The sequence below is a fragment of the Melioribacteraceae bacterium 4301-Me genome (assembly GCA_041538185.1).
In the GTDB taxonomy this organism is placed as follows: Bacteria; Bacteroidota; Ignavibacteria; order Ignavibacteriales; family Melioribacteraceae; genus Pyranulibacter; species Pyranulibacter aquaticus.
The window spans coordinates 1-19,397 of record JBGORM010000006.1 but is presented as its reverse complement, the minus strand read 5'-3'; the positions used below and the strand labels follow the sequence as shown (position 1 = coordinate 19,397).

The 19,397-nt window shown below is 33.5% G+C and carries 17 protein-coding genes and 1 pseudogene; 9 read left to right on the top strand and 9 right to left on the bottom strand.

The annotated features are described in order from the left end of the window. The first annotated feature begins 6 nt into the window (after nucleotides 1-6). The 3 genes from ABRY23_10555 to ABRY23_10545 all read left to right on the top strand — a co-directional run bounded on the left by ABRY23_10555 (nucleotide 7) and on the right by ABRY23_10545 (nucleotide 2,565). Complete coding sequence (locus ABRY23_10555) at nucleotides 7-879, top strand: DMT family transporter (GenBank protein MFA3783491.1); 873 nt, start codon at nucleotides 7-9, stop codon at nucleotides 877-879. 13 nt (nucleotides 880-892) lie between these two features. After that, a complete protein-coding gene (locus ABRY23_10550; protein ID MFA3783490.1) occupies nucleotides 893-1,711 on the top strand; it encodes a nitrilase-related carbon-nitrogen hydrolase in 819 nt (272 codons plus the stop codon). 65 nt (nucleotides 1,712-1,776) lie between these two features. Next, nucleotides 1,777-2,565: an enoyl-CoA hydratase-related protein gene (locus tag ABRY23_10545; protein MFA3783489.1), complete on the top strand. Its 789-nt coding sequence runs from the start codon at nucleotides 1,777-1,779 to the stop codon at nucleotides 2,563-2,565. Between the two features lie 782 nt (nucleotides 2,566-3,347). Here the strand turns inward: ABRY23_10545 and ABRY23_10540 are convergent. Both ABRY23_10540 and clpB read right to left on the bottom strand, forming a co-directional pair. After that, the gene (locus ABRY23_10540; protein MFA3783488.1) at nucleotides 3,348-3,845 is read right to left on the bottom strand and encodes a hypothetical protein; all 498 of its coding nucleotides are present in this window, start codon (nucleotides 3,843-3,845) and stop codon (nucleotides 3,348-3,350) included. 72 nt (nucleotides 3,846-3,917) lie between these two features. Then, a complete protein-coding gene (gene clpB, locus ABRY23_10535) occupies nucleotides 3,918-6,536 on the bottom strand; it encodes an ATP-dependent chaperone ClpB (GenBank protein MFA3783487.1) in 2,619 nt (872 codons plus the stop codon). Between the two features lie 188 nt (nucleotides 6,537-6,724). Here clpB and mnmE point away from each other — a divergent pair, with 188 nt between their 5' ends. The 5 genes from mnmE (at nucleotide 6,725) to ABRY23_10510 (ending at nucleotide 12,618) form a co-directional block, all read left to right on the top strand. Further along, on the top strand, nucleotides 6,725-8,083 hold the full coding sequence (mnmE, locus tag ABRY23_10530; protein ID MFA3783486.1) for a tRNA uridine-5-carboxymethylaminomethyl(34) synthesis GTPase MnmE: 1,359 nt from the start codon (nucleotides 6,725-6,727) through the stop codon (nucleotides 8,081-8,083). Nucleotides 8,084-8,221: 138 nt separating this feature from the next. Then, nucleotides 8,222-10,099: a tRNA uridine-5-carboxymethylaminomethyl(34) synthesis enzyme MnmG gene (gene mnmG / locus ABRY23_10525; GenBank protein MFA3783485.1), complete on the top strand. Its 1,878-nt coding sequence runs from the start codon at nucleotides 8,222-8,224 to the stop codon at nucleotides 10,097-10,099. Nucleotides 10,100-10,112: 13 nt separating this feature from the next. Next, nucleotides 10,113-10,793, top strand: coding sequence for a 16S rRNA (guanine(527)-N(7))-methyltransferase RsmG (gene rsmG / locus ABRY23_10520; GenBank protein MFA3783484.1), 681 nt, complete (start codon nucleotides 10,113-10,115; stop codon nucleotides 10,791-10,793). A 47-nt stretch (nucleotides 10,794-10,840) separates the two neighbouring features. Beyond that, on the top strand, nucleotides 10,841-11,965 hold the full coding sequence (locus ABRY23_10515; GenBank protein MFA3783483.1) for an SIR2 family protein: 1,125 nt from the start codon (nucleotides 10,841-10,843) through the stop codon (nucleotides 11,963-11,965). 95 nt (nucleotides 11,966-12,060) lie between these two features. Then, nucleotides 12,061-12,618, top strand: coding sequence for a thioredoxin family protein (locus ABRY23_10510; protein ID MFA3783482.1), 558 nt, complete (start codon nucleotides 12,061-12,063; stop codon nucleotides 12,616-12,618). Between the two features lie 215 nt (nucleotides 12,619-12,833). Here the strand turns inward: ABRY23_10510 and ABRY23_10505 are convergent, their stop codons facing one another. The 7 genes and pseudogenes from ABRY23_10505 to ABRY23_10475 all read right to left on the bottom strand — a co-directional run bounded on the left by ABRY23_10505 (nucleotide 12,834) and on the right by ABRY23_10475 (nucleotide 18,614). Then, entirely contained in the window at nucleotides 12,834-13,112 is a 279-nt protein-coding gene (locus tag ABRY23_10505; GenBank protein MFA3783481.1) for a hypothetical protein, read from the bottom strand. A 61-nt stretch (nucleotides 13,113-13,173) separates the two neighbouring features. After that, nucleotides 13,174-13,488 (bottom strand): nucleotidyltransferase domain-containing protein, encoded by a 315-nt coding sequence (locus ABRY23_10500; protein ID MFA3783480.1) that lies wholly within the window; start codon nucleotides 13,486-13,488, stop codon nucleotides 13,174-13,176. 44 nt (nucleotides 13,489-13,532) lie between these two features. After that, a pseudogene (locus tag ABRY23_10495) lies at nucleotides 13,533-13,784 on the bottom strand (HEPN domain-containing protein). 154 nt (nucleotides 13,785-13,938) lie between these two features. After that, the gene (gene thrC, locus ABRY23_10490; GenBank protein ID MFA3783479.1) at nucleotides 13,939-15,240 is read right to left on the bottom strand and encodes a threonine synthase; all 1,302 of its coding nucleotides are present in this window, start codon (nucleotides 15,238-15,240) and stop codon (nucleotides 13,939-13,941) included. Then, entirely contained in the window at nucleotides 15,237-16,172 is a 936-nt protein-coding gene (locus tag ABRY23_10485; GenBank protein ID MFA3783478.1) for a homoserine kinase, read from the bottom strand. The genes thrC and ABRY23_10485 overlap by 4 nt, the downstream gene beginning before the upstream one ends. Continuing rightward, entirely contained in the window at nucleotides 16,169-17,218 is a 1,050-nt protein-coding gene (gene asd, locus ABRY23_10480) for an aspartate-semialdehyde dehydrogenase (GenBank protein ID MFA3783477.1), read from the bottom strand. The genes ABRY23_10485 and asd overlap by 4 nt, the downstream gene beginning before the upstream one ends. 10 nt (nucleotides 17,219-17,228) lie before the next feature. Next, nucleotides 17,229-18,614, bottom strand: a complete 1,386-nt coding sequence (locus tag ABRY23_10475; protein ID MFA3783476.1) for an aspartate kinase — start codon at nucleotides 18,612-18,614, stop codon at nucleotides 17,229-17,231. A 608-nt stretch (nucleotides 18,615-19,222) separates the two neighbouring features. Here ABRY23_10475 and ABRY23_10470 point away from each other — a divergent pair. After that, nucleotides 19,223-19,397, top strand: a 175-nt coding sequence (locus ABRY23_10470; protein MFA3783475.1) for a phage integrase N-terminal SAM-like domain-containing protein, incomplete at its 3' end; no start/stop codon positions are given.

Sequence of the window (19,397 nt, the reverse complement as noted above, 5' to 3'; positions counted from 1 at the left end):
ATCCAATTGTATCTTTACGTAAAACAATACTATAAACCGCTTTTTTCGATTCTATTTTGGGGTGCATCGTTCATTGCTACTAAATATTCTTTAAATGAACTTACTCCTGTATCTATTGTTTTCATTCGACAGGTACTTGCCGTTTTATTTCTTGGAACTATTGCAATAAAGAGGAAGAGAAGTTTTGCGGTTAGACTAAAAGACCATTTTTGGATTGTAATTATTGCCTTAATTGCAGCTTTTCATTTGTGGATTCAAATTACCGGGTTGAAATACACCTCCGCTACCAACACAGGATGGATAATTGGAATTACACCTGTGTTTATTGTAATCTTATCAATGATATTTTTTAATGAAAAATTGAATTTTAGTAAGGGCTTCGGAATTTTGTTAGCATTTAGTGGATTAATCTTGCTAATTAGCAAAGGTAAAATAACGTCCTTGAATTTCATTACTCACAAAGGAGACTTTTTAGTTTTAGCAAGTACAGTTACATGGAGCATATATTCCATTGTAAGCAAGAAGGCAACAATTAATTACCCGCCTATCATGGCTATTTTTTATCAATTTCTAATGATGGCGTTAATTGTTTTGCCCTTTATCTTTTCTGAAAAAGCATTTATCACTTTTTTTCACCTTTCTGTTAAAGTATGGGCTGCAGTTTTGTTTCTTGGGATTTTATGTTCGGGAGTATCTTACGTATTTTGGGTCGAAGCATTAAAAGAAATGGATGCAGGTGTTGTGGGCGCATTTTTATATTTGGAACCCTTTGTTACTGTAGTTACTGCATGGCTGCTTTTGAATGAAGAAATAACAATTCTTACGCTGACAAGTGGATTAATTATTATTTTTGGCGTTATTCTAGTTAATCGAAAATGAAAGGAAAAATTTTATGAAGATTGCACTTATCCAACAAAAATCTACAAACGATAAAGAGTTTAATATTAAAAAAGGCTTGAGCGCAGTTAAGAAAGCTGCAAATAAAGGAGCTAATGTGATTTGTTTTGCTGAACTTGCTTTCACAAAATTTTATCCACAAAAACCTGCAGGTAAAAATTTTTTGGAATTAGCTGAAACAATTCCAGGACCTACTACAGACTTGTTTTCAGAATTAGCCAAAGAGGTGGGGAGTATTATTATTTTAAATCTTTTTGAAAAATGCGGTGACAAGGCTTATGATACTTCACCTATAATTAATAAGGATGGTAAAATTCTTGGCTTAACAAGAATGATTCATATAACAGATTATGCTTGTTTTCATGAACAAAGTTACTATACACCGGGTGATACAGATACCCCAGTTTATCAAACAGAGTTTGGGAAAATAGGAATTGCAATATGTTACGATAGACATTATCCCGAATATATGAGAGCACTTGCATTAAAAGGAGCTGAAATTGTTTTTATCCCTCAAGCTGGTGCTGTAGGTGAATGGCCGGACGGACTTTTCGAAGCAGAAATGAGAGTAGCTGCGTTCCAGAATGGATATTATACTGCACTTTGTAATAGAGTTGGTAAAGAAGAATGCCTTACCTTTGCAGGTGAATCTTTTGTTTGTAATCCAAAAGGAGAAATAATAGCTCGTGCTAATAATGGAATGGAAGAAATTTTAATTTGTGATGTCGATTTGTCTACAGTTAAGGAATCACATGCAAAAAAATTATTTTTGAAAAATAGACGACCAGAATTATATGGAAAGTGGATTGTATAGTTTTTCTACTAAATAATTTTTCTTAATTTGTTTTGATGTTAATAATACAAAGAGAGAGTAAAAATATGAGCTATAAATTAATAACTGTAGAAATAAAAGAAAACGTTTCTGTAATTAAACTCAATCGTCCTGAAGTGCTTAATAGTATAAACAAACACATGGCAAAGGAAATTCAAGATGCGTTAATAGAAGCCAAAGGCAGTAAAGAAATTCGTGCTGTGCTTTTAACTGGTGAAGGCAGAGCTTTTTGTGCTGGTCAAGATTTAGCAGAGGCTGTTCCACTAGAAGGAAACCCTGCAGATATAGGCGAAATTATACGTGATAGTTACAATCCTATAATTAAATTAATTAGAGAAACTGAAAAACCAATCGTTTGTGCTGTAAATGGAGTTGCTGCTGGTGCGGGAGTAAATATTACGCTTGCTTGCGATATTGTGTTGGCTTCAGATAGTGCCTCGTTCATCCAAGCTTTTTCAAAAATTGGATTAATACCAGACAGTGGCGGTACGTTCTTTTTACCACGTATAGCTGGGGTTCAACGTGCATCAGCAATGACTATGCTGGCTGATAAAATTACTGCCGCAGAAGCATTGAACTTTGGGTTGGTTTATAAAATCTTTCCCGACGATAAATTATTTGACGAAGCTTTTTTAATTGCAAAAAAACTTTCTCAAATGCCTACAAAAGCACTTGGACTAATTAAGCGAGCTTTAAATAAATCGTTAACTAATAATTTGGAAGAACAATTGGCTTTGGAAGAAAAACTTCAGATTGAAGCAAGCAAAACTGATGATTATAAAGAAGGAGTAAAGGCTTTTCTTGAAAAACGAACACCTAAATTTAAGGGAGAATAACAAAAGTTATTCATTGCTTTGTATGCTTTCAATCTATTGGGGACCGACTAATTAGAATTCTTATAGTGATAAATTTTTTCTTGCTTTTTTGATGTAGCAATATTCTAATGTGTCACCTACTGGACATATATAGCACCTCTTTTCTTTATCATAAATAAAATTACTCTTATTTATTCCACTTTTTTATTATGGCGTATTTATGCCGGTATAAATGATTCGATAATTTCTGATTTTAATACATTTAAATTTTTACCCGAACAATAATTCTTATCTGCCAAACTTGCCTGATAGGAGTGCGCGCTGGCGAACACTGGATTGCTGTTTTGGTGTGACAAAGAAATTTAATAATAGTATAAGAAATTACTGTTATTACAAGGAAGTCCTTGAGTTTTTCCTCAAGACAACCGAAGTAGTCCCCGCTAAAACTCATTACTGTCACGCGACCCTGCCAGCAGCGGGAGGAAGTAATCTCAAACAGAAAAGTAAGATGATGAATTCTTTGCTGAATGAGATTGATTTCTCCCATGCTGTTAGCGGGCTACAGTGACAGTTAAAATGGTTTCTTTATATTTAACTATATAAACCAACAGATACCAAGTTTGCCATTCTAGTGATAAATCAAAATAAGTTTTTTGAAAACTCGCAATGGCTATTTTTGAGTTTTGTTACAGACTCGATAGTTAAATTTTCACTGACCTGTTAGCGGCATAAGACAAGTTTCTTTTTGAATTTTATTTCTTAGTCGCTTAGGTGGCAAGCATAGATTTTATTTAAGATGCTTATCATGGATAAAATCTAAAACCAATTGCGCCTTCGAATATAGAACCGAAATTTGGTGCTAAACCTAAGAGTGGCCCAAGTTCCAAATAAAATTCTAATGGTGTATTTTGAGGTATAAAATTAATTCCTACAATACCTCTTACAGCGAGTCCAACTCCTGAAGCTCTATAGTAAAATTTATCTTGCTTGTATTGGTAAATAATTGTATGACCTTCGTTTAGACCAAAATGCACACCGGGACCAGCATAAAGCTTTACTAAATTTGAATTAAACGCATTAAAATGCCAGAGGTAATCAATTCCTAAACGCGGGTTTCCAAAGTATGAGCCACCGATGTATGCTGCAAAAGCATTCTGATTATTAGTCCAAAATTTTACTGTTAATCCAAGTGGTTCACCGATGTTGACACCAAAGCCAAATTTTTTTTCTTTTGGTACTTGGGCGTCAATTACATTTTGAAGAATAAAAAGCAGTAAAAAAAGACAACTTATTTTTTTCATTTTACCCCCCATTTATTTATTGGTAGTTATTTATAAATATGCGAATCGAGAACATAATTTAAGGAAAAATAATTATTTTTTACTGAACTCTAACTTACCTGCTCCAGGGTATCTAACTATTACAGTATCGCCTGGAGAGATATTACCCATCAATATTTCAGTAGATAATGGATTAACTAGATATCTTTGAATCGTGCGTTTCAATGGACGTGCACCATAAGTTATATCGTAACCAAATTGAATTAGAAAATCTTTAGCTTCCTGGTCAATTTCGAGTGAGATGTTTTTTTCTGATAGCATTTTAGCTACCCTAGCAATTTGTAGGTCAACGATTTTTTCAAGTTCACTTTTTAGTAGTGGTTTAAATAAGACTATTTCATCAATTCGATTTAAGAATTCTGGTCGAATGGTTCTGCGTAAAAGTTCAGTTAAATTAGTTCTTAATTCACCTAATACATTTTCTAAATTATCTTCTGTAATTTCATGTAATTTCTCTTGGATTAGATGAGAACCGATATTAGATGTCATAATTATAATAGTATTTTTGAAATCGACTGTTCTGCCTTGATTATCTGTTAATCTTCCATCGTCTAATACCTGCAGCAAGATATTGAACACATCTGGGTGAGCTTTTTCAATTTCATCTAAAAGAACCACCGAGTAAGGTCTTCTCCGCACAGCTTCAGTTAATTGTCCACCTTCATCATAGCCTACATATCCAGGAGGAGCACCTATTAATCTTGATACAGAAAACTTTTCCATATATTCACTCATATCGATTCTTATCATTGCGTGTTCATCGTTAAAAAGAAATTCAGCCAATGCACGTGCTAATTCAGTTTTACCAACACCAGTTGTACCAATAAAAATAAAAGAGCCTATTGGACGATTTGTATCTTGTAGTCCTGCCCGTGACCTTCTAATCGCATTAGCTACTGCTGCAACAGCATCATCTTGCCCAATAACCCTTTTATGAAGCTCTTCTTCCATTCTTATCAGTTTGCTTCTTTCGCTTTCGAGCATTCTGCTTACAGGTATTCCTGTCCATTTAGCAACTACTTCAGCAACATCTTCGGCGTCGACTTCTTCTTTAAGCATTTTGTTATTTTTTTGAAGCTTAGCTAATTCTTCTGTTTCTTTTTTTAGTGCTCGTTCTAATTCATTAATAACACCGTAACGGATTTCAGCTACTTTTCCGTAATTTCCCTCGCGTTCATATTTATCAGCTTCAACTTTCGCTTTTTCTATTTGACTTTTCATCGTACGAATCTTTTGTATTCTTTCTTTTTCAAGCTGCCAATGAGCTCTTAATTGATCTCGTTGTTCCTCAAGTTCGTTTAATTCTTTATTCAGTTCTTCTAACCTAACTTCAGATTCGGCATCATTTTCTCTTTTTAATGCTTCGCGTTCTATTTCAAGTTGTTTAACCTTTCTTTCCAAAGCGTCAAGTTCTTCTGGCATTGAATCAATCTCAATTCTTAATTTTGAGGCGGCTTCATCAATTAAGTCAATTGCTTTGTCAGGAAGGAATCTATCTGAGATATATCTATTAGAAAGTTGGACTGCGGCAACTATTGCGCTATCTGTTATTCTTACGCCATGATGAACCTCGTAGCGTTCTTTGAGTCCTCTTAATATTGAAATTGCATCCTCTTCGTTAGGTTCACTTATTAACACAGGCTGAAACCTTCTTTCTAAGGCAGCATCTTTTTCAATATATTTTCTGTATTCATCAAGAGTTGTAGCGCCAATTGCATGAAGTTCTCCGCGTGCAAGTGCAGGCTTTAAAATATTAGCTGCGTCCATTGAACCTTCTGCTCTACCAGCACCAACTAAAAGGTGCAGTTCGTCAATAAACAAGATTATCTCACCGTTGGAATCTTGAACTTCTTTAACGACAGCTTTAACTCGCTCTTCAAATTGCCCTCTAAATTGAGTTCCTGCAACAAGCGCACCCATATCCAATGCAACAATTCTTTTTGTTTTTAACGTCTCAGGTACATCGCCGGAGACAATTCTATGCGCAATACCTTCAGCGATGGCAGTTTTGCCAACTCCGGGTTCACCAATTAGTACAGGGTTATTTTTTGTTCTTCTAGATAAAACTTGTAAAACTCTTCTGATTTCTTCATCCCGTCCAATTACTGGATCCAACTTCCCGCTTCTTGCAAGTTCATTTAAATCCCTTCCGTATTTTTTTAATGCTTGGTAGGTATCCTCTGGGTTTTGTGAAGTAACCCTTTGAGTTCCTCTTATATCTTTTAATGCGCTGAGAATAATATTTTTATCGATACCGTTTTGATTTAAAAGTCGTCCTACATTTCCTTTATCGTTGGCTAAAGCAATGAATATATGTTCGGTTGAAACATATTCGTCTTTTAAATTTTTTGCTTCGTTTGCAGCCTCATCAAATAACCTCGCTGTATTGTTAGATAACTGTTGACTTCCAACTCCCGCTCCAGAGACTTTCGGCAATTTTTCAAGAAGTTCGTTTACTCTTATTAATAATTGATTAATATTAACACCAACTTTTTGGAGAATTGAAACTGCAACATTTGACGGGTCCTGTATCATCGCAGCCAAAATATGTTCTGGCTCTACAATTTGATTATTGTAGTTTTGCGCAATTTCTACAGCATTCTGAACAGTTTCTTGAGCCTTAACAGTAAATTTGTTAAAGTTAAATGCCATAATATTCCTCTAATTTATTCTTATAATTAAATTTTCACTCATACAAATATCGCCCACAAAAAGTTTCTTACAAAATATATTAAGTTTTATATCTATAACTTATTAAGAATAAATGAGTTAGAAAAATATTGTGATTGAAACTGGTTAATTTTTGTATTAGTTTTACAAACTTTTTTAAGAAAGCTATTATGTATTTAGGTGCAGATGATACAATAACTGCGCTTGCTACTCCGGCAGGTGTTGGTGCTATTTCAGTTATACGAGTAAGTGGGCCCAAAAGCATTGAAACTGTAGAAAAAATTTTTCAAGGCAAAAAAAAGTTGTCAGACTCACAATCCCACACAATTCAGTATGGAAAAATTTATGATAACAACAATGAATTAATAGATGATGTACTTGTTTCAATTTTTAGAAGTCCAAATTCATACACGGGTGAAGACTCGATAGAAATAAGCACGCACGGCAGTCAACTAATAGTACAAAAAATAATAAATACGTTATTAGAAAGAGGGGTAAGGATAGCTGAACCCGGAGAATTTACTAAGAGAGCCTTTCTTAATGGAAAATTAGATTTAGCCCAAGCAGAGGCAGTAGCTGAAGTAATTAATTCTAGAACCGAAGCTTCACTTAGAGGGGCTAGAAATCAATTAGACGGGTTACTTTCAAAAAAAATAAATTATTTACGCGATATGTTAATCAACACCTCCTCTTTAATTGAACTTGAACTTGACTTCGCTGAAGAGGATATAGAATTTATGCCGCTGAAGGAAGTCAAAAAAAATATTGAGCTGATAATATCAGAAATAGAAATTTTGTTAAAAAGCTATTCTTTTGGCAAAGTAATAAGGGAAGGTGTAAATGTCGCTCTTGTTGGCGTTCCAAACGTTGGAAAATCTTCTCTACTCAACTATATTCTTAAAGAATCCAGAGCTATAGTAAGTGAGATACCTGGCACAACAAGGGATATAATAAGAGAAGAAGTATCAATTGATGGGATTCTTTACAAAATTTATGATACCGCTGGAATAAGAGTCACAGAAGATATAATTGAGCGAGAAGGCGTTTTTAGGAGTCGAGATGCAGTAAAAAATGCAGATATTGTAATTTTTATAAACGATGCTACCATTGGTTTTTCTTTAGAATTATATAATGAATTATTAACACTTACAAGTGAAAATAGAATAATTAAAATTATAAATAAAATTGATATCAAGCCTGATGCTAATTTTGCACATGATATTAAACTTTCGGCTAAAACTGGAGAGGGTGTTGATGAGTTATTTAAGAAAATGAAAGTTATGGCCATAGGCTCACAAACTTACACTGAAAAAAGTGCAATTGTAACTAATATTAGGCATTATAATTCACTACTGAAGGCTAAAGAATATTTAACAAATGCTATTGAATCAATAGAATCAAGAATGACAGGTGAATTTATTGCGGTTGACCTTAGAAATGCAGAATCGGCTTTGTCTGAAATAATAGGGAAAGTAACTACTGAAGATATATTAAATAATATATTTGCAAAATTTTGTATTGGCAAATAATCTTGTGTTTCACGTGAAACTTAAATTGAGCGATACGGAATAAATACAAAGATTAATCAATAAAAAACATTATATCCCCAATCGATTATTTCCGGATATTCACAGAAAGTTTCACGTGAAACCAAAAAGGAAGACAGCATGAAATATTTTGATGTAATAGTTTTAGGGGGTGGGCATGCAGGAATTGAAGCGGCTTGCGCCTCAGCAAAAATGGGATGTTCGACGGCAATTGTGACTATGGATAAAAATGCAATAGGCAGAATGTCTTGTAATCCTGCAATTGGCGGCAGTGCTAAAGGGCACTTGGTACATGAGATAGATGTACTCGGCGGTATGATGGGCTTAATTGCAGATCAATCGGGTATTCAATTCAGGACACTAAATAAGTCCAAAGGACCTGCAGTTTGGGCTGGCAGAAGTCAAAATGATAGAAAATTGTATTCAATCGAAGCACTTAAGTTTGTCCAACAGTGTGAAAATTTAACAATTATAGAAGATTCCATTGTAGAAGCAGTTGAAGAGAATAAAAAAATAAAAGGAGTTAAGTTAAAAAGTGGTAATGAGCTTTCTTGTCAAGCTTTAATAATTTGTTCAGGCACTTTCTTAAATGGACTAATGCACACTGGTCTTAAATCGACAAAAGGCGGAAGGTATGGTGAAGCACCAGCAGTGGGCTTAACAGAATCTCTTCTTAAAATGGGATTTGTAGCTGGAAGACTAAAAACGGGTACACCGCCTAGGCTAAAAAAGGATTCAATAAACTGGAGCATTTTAGAGGAACAACCAGGCGATAATCCGCCACTGCCTTTTTCATTACGAACCGATAAAAGTAAGTTCCCTGTTCTTCCACAACTTAGTTGTTATATAACTTACACGGATAAAACAGTACACAAGATTTTGGAAAAAGGCTTTGATCAATCCCCAATGTTTACAGGCTTAATTAAGGGTGTAGGTCCACGTTACTGCCCCTCAATTGAAGATAAAATTGTGAGGTTTGCTGATAAAGAAAGACATCAATTGTTTCTTGAGCCTGAAGGATTAGATTCAGACCAAATTTATATAAATGGATTTTCAACATCCTTGCCGGCGGAAATCCAATTTGAGGCGCTAAGAAAAATTAAAGGTTTAGAAAATGTTGAAATGGTTCGTCCCGGCTATGCTGTAGAATATGATTATTTTCCGCCTTACCAAGTCGATTTAACCTTAGAAACAAAATTAGTAGAAGGCTTATACTTTGCTGGACAAATAAATGGTACCTCTGGCTACGAAGAAGCAGCGGGACAAGGAATTGTAGCCGGCATTAACGCAGCTCTTAAAATTCAGAAAAGAGGTGAGTTTGTTCTAAAAAGACATGAGGCTTATATTGGCGTTCTTATAGATGACCTGGTTGGTAAATCAACAGATGAACCTTACAGAATGTTTACCTCGCGCGCTGAACATAGATTACTAATTAGACAAGATAATGCCGATAGAAGACTAATGAAGTATGGGTATGAATTTGGCTTAATACCAAAAGAACTTTATTCTGAATTAAAAGAACGAGAAATCTTAATCACAAAAACTAAAGATTTCTTAGCTACAGCAAAAATAAATGCTGAAATTGTTAACCCAATTCTAAGAAAAATTGGTGCTCAAGAAATTTCAGCAAGCGAATCCTTAGCTAAATTAGTAAAAAGACCTGAGGTGCCGCTTGCTGCTTTAATTGATAAGATTGATGAAAACGAGCATCCAATTGTAAAATTAATTAAGAATAACCCTAAAGTGTTAGAACAAGTGGAAATAGAAACTAAGTACGAAGGTTATATAAAAAGGCAAGAAGAATTAGTAGCTAAAATGGAAAAATTAGAGAGAATATTAATTCCTATTAATTTTAATTATCTAAATATAAAGACTATTTCTAGTGAAGGTAGAGAAAAATTAAGCAGGGTAAAGCCGCGTTCAGTTGGTCAAGCAGCAAGAATTTCTGGTGTTACGCCTGCAGATATTTCTGTTTTATTAGTATATTTGAAAAGCTAAAATTGAGGATTTTTTGGACCTACAAGAGCAATATCTAAGGGAGCTAAAATTATTTTTTTGGGAAAATGGCTTAAGTCCCGACGAATATCAATTAGAAAGGCTTGCCCATTTTGCCCAGTTAGTCACTCAAAAAAATGCTAAATTGAATTTAATTTCCCGCAAAGATATTTCCAAAATTATAGAAAACCATGTATTTTTTTCTTCTTACCTTGCAGAATTTCTTCCACCTAAAATTAGTACTTTTTTAGACATAGGCACTGGTGGGGGTTTCCCAGGTATACCGCTTAGTATATCAAGACCACTAATGCGTGGTGTTCTTGTAGATTCTACAGCAAAAAAAATAAATGCTGTGCAAGAATTCATCAACGAACTTAAATTAAATAACGTTATTGCAGAAAATTGTAGAGTTGAAAGTGAAGAGTTTCAGAAAAAATACACTGAAGCCTTCGATTTAATTATTAGCCGTGCTACAGTGCCCTTAATAACTTTGTTTAGCTATGCATTACCCCTAATTAAAAGTAAAGCTTACATTGCATCAATTAAAGGTGGTGATATCGATGCTGAATATAAAACAGCCGAAATGAAGTATAAAGCATACATTAAAAAATCCACCGTTTTTGAATTAGCTTACAAACCTACAAATACTAGGAACGAAAAAGATAAAAAGTTAATTTTAGTAGAACTTAATAAATAGCTTTATTTTTCCTTAGATTCGCTCCTTTTACTTTCTTTTGTAATGCCATGAATAATGAAAAAGAAATTTTTTTAAGATACCCATCAGCTCTAGATATTGTTTTTGTACTTGGTGCTGGAGTTTCAAATCCAGATGGTGTGCCGCTTCAAAGAGAATTACTGCCGGCTATACTATCAATTAAAGAAATCCAAAACTCGGAAATTGGAAAGATTGTCACAGAATTTATTAACGACAATTTTAAATACAACATTGAAACGTACCAGTTTCCTCAACTGGAAGCTGTGTTCGGGTTCTTAGATTATTTTATTCAGCAGAACGAGAGCCTAAATGCAAAATACACGAATAAAAGAATTCATGAAATAAAAGAATATTTAATAAAACTTATTCACTTTGTAGTAAATTTTAAGACGAACAAAAGCAGTCCCTATTATCATAAATTTTGGGACATTATTCACAATTCACAAAAGAGCATTTCAATAATAACAGTAAATTACGACACACTTTTGGAACAAGCATTTGAATTTTTATTTAAATCAAGGGCAGGTTTTATAGATTACTGCATCCCGCTTATGAATTACGAAAACCTTCCTCAAATTAGTTCGCATAAATTTTGGATTAATACTCGTGAACCTGTGAAAGTCTTTAACGGTGAAAATCCTACTCCTTATAAAATTATAAAACTCCATGGAAGTCTAAACTGGAAATATTGCAACTGCTGCAATCAAACTCTTTTAACCCCTTGGGATAGAAGTATTGACCTAAACAAAGGAAAGTTCTTAGGTTATACTTATCCCGAAATGTACGAGTACGAATACAAGTGCCCAATAGATGGGACTGATTTCCAGACTTTAATTTTGCCGCCTTCATTTTTGAAGTCGTTAAGTCACCCAGTAATTAGTCATTTAACCAATGAAGCTGCTCATGAAATTAGAGTAACCAGAAAAATTGTTTTTATTGGCTATTCACTATCGAGTTCTGACCTTCACATAAAAGCTTTGTTCAAGAAAAACATTCAAGAAGGAACGAAAATAATTGTTATCAATCCAAAAGAAAAAGAATCACTAATATTAAATTACTCCTCGCTAAGCAGCTCAGCAGAGTTTATTTATTCCAGTTTTGAAAATCTGTTGAACGACAGCTCAATCCTAAAGAAAATTTTTATCGAGCAGTAAGGATTGATTTTTTGTATAAAAATTTAGCTTGAATTTCTTTGTCAAAATAATATTATTTAAAAGATTCCATTAACAACAATTGACAGGAGTATAAAATGGCTGCAACACCTTCAGCTATGATTGAACTTGGGACAACAGCACCGCATTTTAATTTGCCAGATACAATCAGTGGTAAAAGCATGGATTTAGATGAATTAAAATCAAAACACGCTACAGTTGTAATGTTCATTTGCAATCATTGTCCTTATGTAAAGCATATTCTAAGTGAGTTAGTAAAATTAACAAACGAGTATATACAAAAAGGAATTTCATTTATTGCAATAAATTCGAACGATGTAATTAGTTATCCAGAGGATTCTCCAGAGAACATGAAAAAATTAGCTCAAGAGATGGGATTTGCATTTCCATATTTATATGACGAAACGCAGCAAGTAGCTAAAGCTTATCATGCTGAATGTACACCCGATTTTTTTGTATATGACAAAGATTTGAAATTGGTCTATAGAGGTCAATTTGATGACTCGCGACCCAAAAACAATATACCAGTAACGGGCAAAGATTTGAAAAACGCACTTGACTGTATATTGCAAGGCAAAGAAGTGGACAAGAATCAAAAACCGAGCATTGGCTGCAATATAAAGTGGAAAGGTTAATGCCTAATTTGTCATCAGAAAAATTTGAGATTATTTTTTTATCTTGGATTCACTGATTTCCATCCAGCATATAACTCTTGAACCCCTCATAATTCGAGGATAACTTGACTGTATGTTTTTCTTTGTTCAAGCAGAATGCTAATCTTTCCGGAATTTCTACTTCTATTTTTAATTCTTCTTCAATCACATCCTTGAATTTTGCCGGATGTGCTGTTTCAAGAATAACACCAATAAATTCTTGATTGAATTTTATGTAGTCTCTTAATGCTAAATTTCAAATCGAACAATGTTCTTGAAATAAATAAAATAAAAATCGATAACGGCGGCTGGTCAACATAACCAAAAGAGAGATGTTTTGAACATTCAATATAATAATACTCATCGCGAAAAAGACCATAGTTACCCGCAAATAAAAGCAGTAATAATAATTCGAAAGATGAAAAATAAATAAGAATTGCTTTTGAACTGGTAAAGTCAAATTTTCTTTTTGTCATTATCTTTAATATTTTTTTATTCTACTCTATTAGCCAGGCAATTTCTGAGAGAACTACCACTTCAAATGATTTTAATCCCTGTTTTCAAAATTTCAGCAACGAAGGGGTCGTCTTCTGTAAATTCTTCTGTTTTATAAGTATGGATTTCGAAATCAACATATGTCTCATTGATGATAATTCTTGAAATTTTTGAACTGTCAATAAATCTTATTCCTTCAAATGCTTGGGATAAAACTGCAATATCAATATCGCTGTCTTTATGCGGATTTCCTTTTGCATAAGAGCCAAAAAGATATATCCCGTCAATCTTAATTTTATCTGAAATTAACATATATAAATCAAGGATTCTCTTTTCTAAATCTTTTCGCGTAAGCATTGATATATCTCTTTTATTCTTTTTATTTTTTCTTCAGCAAATTCTTAAGTGCAGAGTTGATAAAAAGCAAATTTAATTTCTGGGTATCTGCTTTCTATATTAAATTCACTGACCTCATTAAGGAAAATGATCTCTTCTTTGGTTAAATAACTTAGCTTCGACTCATGATACAATTTAACAAGGTTATGGGTCTTAAGAGAAATATTCCTTTCATTTTCCTTTATCCAAAGAGCTTTAAGAATTTTTTCTAAAGCCAAATGTCCAACAAATAGAGCCCAATCATATTTGCCCGCCTCAGAAAATTCCTTGCATTGCGTCTATATCATGTTCAGCCGTTTTTATCCAATATTTTATATGTTCTTCTATTGTCAATCAGCTTTCTATTTTTTTAATATTAATATACTTTTTTATGTAATTATTCTTTCGTGACAAAATAAAAAAAGAGCTCTCTTAATTTTTGTTTAGCATGTAATTTCTGAACTCCTCATAATTCGAGGATAACTCGACTGTATGTTTTTCTTTGTTCAAGCAGGCTGCCAATCTTTCTGGAATTTGTACTTCTATTTTTAATTCTTCTTCAATTACATCTTTGAATTTTGCCGGGTGAGCTGTCTCAAGAATTACACCATTAAATTGCTGATTGAATTTTATGTAGTCTCTTAATGCTAAATATCCAACTGAACCATGCGGGTCAATTATATATTTATAATTTTCGTAAACTTCTTTTATTCCTTTTCTGGTTTGAATATCATCATAAGATTCGGAATGAATATCATTTTGCATTTCTTTCAGTATGTCTGAATAAATTTCCCTGATTCTAATCAAATTACTTGGATTGCCAACATCCATCGCATTTGACAATGTTTGAATTGAAGGTCGGGGATTAAATATTCCAGTTCTCAAATATTCTGCAAAAACTTTATTGCTGTTAACTGCACCGATGAATTTTGAAATAGGCAAACCCATTTTCTTTGCAATCAATCCAGCAGTAAGATTACCAAGATTTCCAGAAGGGACAGAAAATATTGAATCAAGTTTTTTATTTAGGATTTGTTTATATGCCTCGAAATAATAAAATGCCTGCGGAAGTAATCGAGCAATATTAATTGAATTTGCTGAAGTAAGATTTAATTTTTCGTTCAGCTCTTTATCAACAAAAGCAGTTTTTACTAATCTTTGGCAGTCATCAAACGTCCCATCAATTTCTAGAGCTGTAATATTTTTATCTAAAGTTGTCAATTGTTTTTCTTGAATTAAACTAACTTTACCTCTTGGATAAAGAATATAGACATTAATTCCGGGTGTATCGTAAAATCCATGAGCCACAGCGCTTCCTGTATCGCCAGAGGTTGCAACGAGTATGTTTAACTGAATACTTCTTTTAGCTACAAAATATCCCATTGTTTTAGCCATGAATCTTGCGCCGAAATCTTTAAAGGCAAGTGTTGGTCCATGAAATAGTTCCAGCACATACAAATTTTTCCCAATTGAAACCAATGGTGCAGAAAATGTAATTGAATTGGCAATTATATCAGATAAATCACTTTCTGATATTTCGTTTTCAATAAAAGATTCTGCTATTTTAAGGGAGATTTCTTGGAAAGAAAATTTTTCTATATTCTTAATAAAATCTTTTTCGATTGGAGGAATTTTTTCCGGCATAAATAATCCGCCGTCTTCTGCTAAACCTTTCAGAACAGTCTCTTCGAAGGAAAAGCTTTTTTTGTTATTATTTGTGCTGTAAAATTTCATTTTAGAATCAGTGGTCCTTCGTCATTAATTTTAGATATATATATTTTGCTTTGTAATCCTTTTTTTGTAGCGGCCTTCTTCATAGCATTAGCAATCGATTTTGCTTTTGCTTTTGAATTTGAAAATGCAAACATTGATGGTCCTGAACCTGTGATGTTACAATTAATTGCACCATTTGAAAGAGCTGCTTCTCTTACTTCGTTGTAGCAAGGTATTAGTGCGGCTCTCTTTGGTTCGGCAATTAAATCTATAATTGACCTTGAAATCAATGAAAAATCTTTTGTTAAAAGTCCAGCTATTAATCCAGCAGCATTTCCCGCTTGTGCAACAGCGGTTTTCATATCGACTTTTTTATCTAAAATTTTTCTTGCATCGGAAGTTTTAATTTCAATTTGAGGATAAATAATAGTACAAAAAAGATTTTTAGGATAATCGATTTGTACAATATCGATTGGATTGTATCCTCTAATAAGTACAAAGCCGCCGAATAAACAAGGTGCAACATTATCGGCATGAAGAGCTTGACTTGCAGCCATTTCTCCTTTAACCGCATGTTCGAGCAGCTGATGTTTTGTGAAGTTCAATTCAAGTAATTCATTTGCAGCGACCACGGCAGCAACTGCACTTGCTGCACTTGAGCCAAGTCCAGAACCAATCCCCATTTTTTTAATGATTTTTACATCTAATCCTACTGAAATTTTATGTTTGGTCAATAAAGACTCAATTGCAACAGTTGCTGTATTTTTTTGGGGATCGTAAGGCAGTTTGCCATTTTCACCAACAATTTTAGTAATTCTAATCGAATTTTCTTTTGAAAAGCTAAGTTCAATTTCGTCTCCAATTCCATTTAGTGCAAAGCCCATTAAGTCGAACCCTGGGCCAACGTTTGAAACTGAAGCAGGCGCAAATACTCTTACTTTTTTTTCTTTCATAAATTATCCATGTAACCTTGTGATTTCATTAATTCTGCAATTAAAATTGTACCGCCAGCAGCACCTCTCACTGTATTGTGTGAATGAATTACGAATTTAAAATCGAACAGCGGGTCTTCTCTTAATCTACCTATTGCAACAGCCATTCCCTTTTCAATATTCCTATGAAGTTTTGGCTGTGGATATTTTTCTTCGTAAAAGTAAACAATTGGATGTTCGGGTGCTGTTGGTAAATTCAATTGCTGCGGAATTGATTTGTAATTTTGCCAGGCTTCAATAATTTCTTGAATAGAAGCTTTTGTTTTTAGTTTCACTTGTACACACTCGGTATGTCCATCTATTACTGCAACTCTGTTGCACTGTGCACTGATTTTTATTGCTGCATTATCAATACTATTTTCGTTTAAAGAACCAAGAATTTTCAAGGGTTCAGATTCCAATTTGTCTTCTTCACCTGAAATGTAGGGAATAACATTGTCATAAATATCAAGACTTGCAAGACCTGGATAACCGGCACCAGAAATTGCTTGCAGTGTTACAACATTAACTGCATCTAATCCAAAATTATCGTAAAGAGGTTTAAGAGCCAAGACTAATCCAATTGTTGAGCAGTTTGGATTAGTAATTATTGCTCCTTTATAATTTTGCTGACGAATTAAATTCAAGTGGTTCGGATTAATTTCTGGAACCATAAGAGGGACATCTTTATCGAACCGATGATTTCGTGCGTTAGAAATTACATAATAACCTTTGTTTGCGAATTCTGTTTCTATTTCTCCAGCAACTGATGAATCCAATGCTGAAAAGACAACTTTAGAGTTTAAGATTGGTTCACATTTTTGGACCGTCATATTTTTATATTTTTCTTTTAGTGAAGAACTCATTATCCAATTTGCAGCTTCAGAATATTTTTTCCCGGCTGATTTGTCGGATGCAGCAAGTTCAGCAATTTCAAACCAAGGATGGTCTGACAAAAGCTCAATAAATTTTTGTCCCACACTTCCAGTTGCACCAAGTATTGCCACAGGTATTTTGTTTTTGTTCATTTCAATCTCCTTATTTCTTTAATAAAGCTTTATGCAAGATGTTTAGAGCTTTTGAAAGCTCGTTTTTATTTATCACAAGGGAAATATTTAACTCAGATGACCCTTGAGCAATAGCGACAATATTAATTTTATTTGTGCCTAATGCGTTAAATACAGTGCCAGCTACACCTGGAGTATGTCTCATTTTTTCGCCAACTACTGCGATAATAGAAAGATTTTCTTCTAACTTTACTTCGCCTATTTTTCCATCTAAAATTTCCAGACGAAATTCTTCCTCGATTGATTTTTTTGCGATATTACCTTCCTTTGGTGAAATTGCAAAGCAAATACTATGTTCCGAAGATGCTTGTGTGATTAAAATTATATTAATTCCTAATCGCGCTAATACATTAAAAAGTCGTGCAGCAATTCCAGATACTCCTATCATGCCACCGCCTTGAACGCGGATTAAAGAAATATCATCAATAGAAGAAATTCCCTTCACCATAAAATTTTTTGATGTTTCCTTTTCGAGAATGTATGTTCCCTTAAAAGAAGGATTAAATGTATTTCTTATCACTATCTTAATTTTCTTCTGTAAGGCTGGAAGCATTGTAGGTGGATAAATTACCTTTGCACCAAAATGTGAAAGTTCCATTGCTTCTTCGTAAGTAACCGAATTTAATGTGAAAGCATTTTTAACTTTACGAGGGTCGGCAGTCAATATGCCGTTTACATCTGTCCATATTTCAATTAGCTCTGCATTCAATGCAGCTCCGAAAATTGAAGCTGTGTAATCTGAACCGCCTCTTCCAAGAGTGGTTATCTCATTTTTATCTGCTGAACTGATAAAGCCTGTTATAACTTGAAGGCTTTTATGTTTCTTAAAATAATTAAGGATATTGCGATTGGTTTTTTGGAAATCGACACGAGCATTACCAAAATTATCGTCGGTTTTAATTAATTTACTTGCATCTAAATACTCGCAATCTACATTTCTATTTTTAAGAGCGGCAGTAATTATATTGCACGAAAGTTTTTCACCGAAACTTACAACAAAATCTAAGATTCGGGGTGATAATTCTTTAACTAAAAAAACTCCGTGAAGAATACCAGCAAGTTCATCGAACAATTCGTTTATTTTTTCATCCGTAATTTGTGAATTGGGATTATTTAACTGATGATTAATGTCTTCATGTTTAGTTCTAAGGAAATCAAGTTCATCTTTATAACTTAATTTTCTTTGTACTGCTAAATGTGCTGTTTCAATTAACTTATCTGTTACTCCCTGAAAAGCCGAAAATACAACGGCAAATTTTTCTTTTTTATTGATGTAATCATTTAAGAGGATATTAATTACTTTATTGATGCGTTGAGCATCACCTACACTTGAACCGCCGAATTTTAATATTTTCATTTATACTATACACCTATAATGTTTGTTAAAAAATTGGATTAAAAATTGTTTTAACGAAACTGATATGTAATTAACGCGTGTACGTCGTGAGGGTAAATGAGCTGCGCATAGGTATGGTATGCATTGAAAGAGAATCGATATATAAATTCTTGCTCATTTTATAGAAGTAAAAATTTTGAATGTGAACTTAACATTTGAGTGTGAATTATACAAGTAGTTTTAACTTTTTTTTAACACCAAGACATTTATTCCACTGCTGTCCAAAATAATTTTGAAATCAAATCCCGAAGGGATGAATTACCAAATAAATTTAGAAAACTTCATGATTTTGGACTATTCTACTTGTCTTGTAAATCAAACCCTATCTCGTCCATACGGGACTTTTAACTTTAGTTTGATATTTATTTATTCTATAACTATATAATCCCTAAAGGGGTTACATTGGTTTAAGGATAATCAAAGCTTTATTGTCCCCTCAGAACAAAATATTTATAGGATAAAGAACTTGGGGGATTAGTACTTTTGCTCAAAGCAAAATTTTTTATTGACATTATTTTTAGATTCGGTTAATTTCTAATAGAAAAGTTTGAGTCTAGGGGGAATAGTTAATGACCTTCAAAGAGACTAACAACAAACCTAAGCTACTTGATCAAGTAAGGATAGCACTCAGAACAAACCACTACAGTCGAAAAACTGAAGAAGCATACATCACTTGGATAAAGAGATATATACTTTTCCACAATAAACGCCACCCAAACGAAATGGGCAAAGAAGAGATTCAGT

Excerpts from the sequence above, each read along its gene's own strand:
- ABRY23_10550 (MFA3783490.1), top strand. The coding sequence starts at position 893 with ATGAAGATTGCACTTATCCAACAAAAATCTACAAACGATAAAGAGTTT.
- ABRY23_10545 (MFA3783489.1), top strand. The coding sequence starts at position 1,777 with ATGAGCTATAAATTAATAACTGTAGAAATAAAAGAAAACGTTTCTGTA.
- ABRY23_10540 (MFA3783488.1), bottom strand. The coding sequence starts at position 3,845 with ATGAAAAAAATAAGTTGTCTTTTTTTACTGCTTTTTATTCTTCAAAAT.
- clpB (MFA3783487.1), bottom strand. The coding sequence starts at position 6,536 with ATGGCATTTAACTTTAACAAATTTACTGTTAAGGCTCAAGAAACTGTT.
- mnmE (MFA3783486.1), top strand. The coding sequence starts at position 6,725 with ATGTATTTAGGTGCAGATGATACAATAACTGCGCTTGCTACTCCGGCA.
- mnmG (MFA3783485.1), top strand. The coding sequence starts at position 8,222 with ATGAAATATTTTGATGTAATAGTTTTAGGGGGTGGGCATGCAGGAATT.
- ABRY23_10515 (MFA3783483.1), top strand. The coding sequence starts at position 10,841 with ATGAATAATGAAAAAGAAATTTTTTTAAGATACCCATCAGCTCTAGAT.
- ABRY23_10510 (MFA3783482.1), top strand. The coding sequence starts at position 12,061 with ATGGCTGCAACACCTTCAGCTATGATTGAACTTGGGACAACAGCACCG.
- ABRY23_10505 (MFA3783481.1), bottom strand. The coding sequence starts at position 13,112 with ATGACAAAAAGAAAATTTGACTTTACCAGTTCAAAAGCAATTCTTATT.
- ABRY23_10500 (MFA3783480.1), bottom strand. The coding sequence starts at position 13,488 with ATGCTTACGCGAAAAGATTTAGAAAAGAGAATCCTTGATTTATATATG.
- thrC (MFA3783479.1), bottom strand. The coding sequence starts at position 15,240 with ATGAAATTTTACAGCACAAATAATAACAAAAAAAGCTTTTCCTTCGAA.
- ABRY23_10485 (MFA3783478.1), bottom strand. The coding sequence starts at position 16,172 with ATGAAAGAAAAAAAAGTAAGAGTATTTGCGCCTGCTTCAGTTTCAAAC.
- asd (MFA3783477.1), bottom strand. The coding sequence starts at position 17,218 with ATGAACAAAAACAAAATACCTGTGGCAATACTTGGTGCAACTGGAAGT.
- ABRY23_10475 (MFA3783476.1), bottom strand. The coding sequence starts at position 18,614 with ATGAAAATATTAAAATTCGGCGGTTCAAGTGTAGGTGATGCTCAACGC.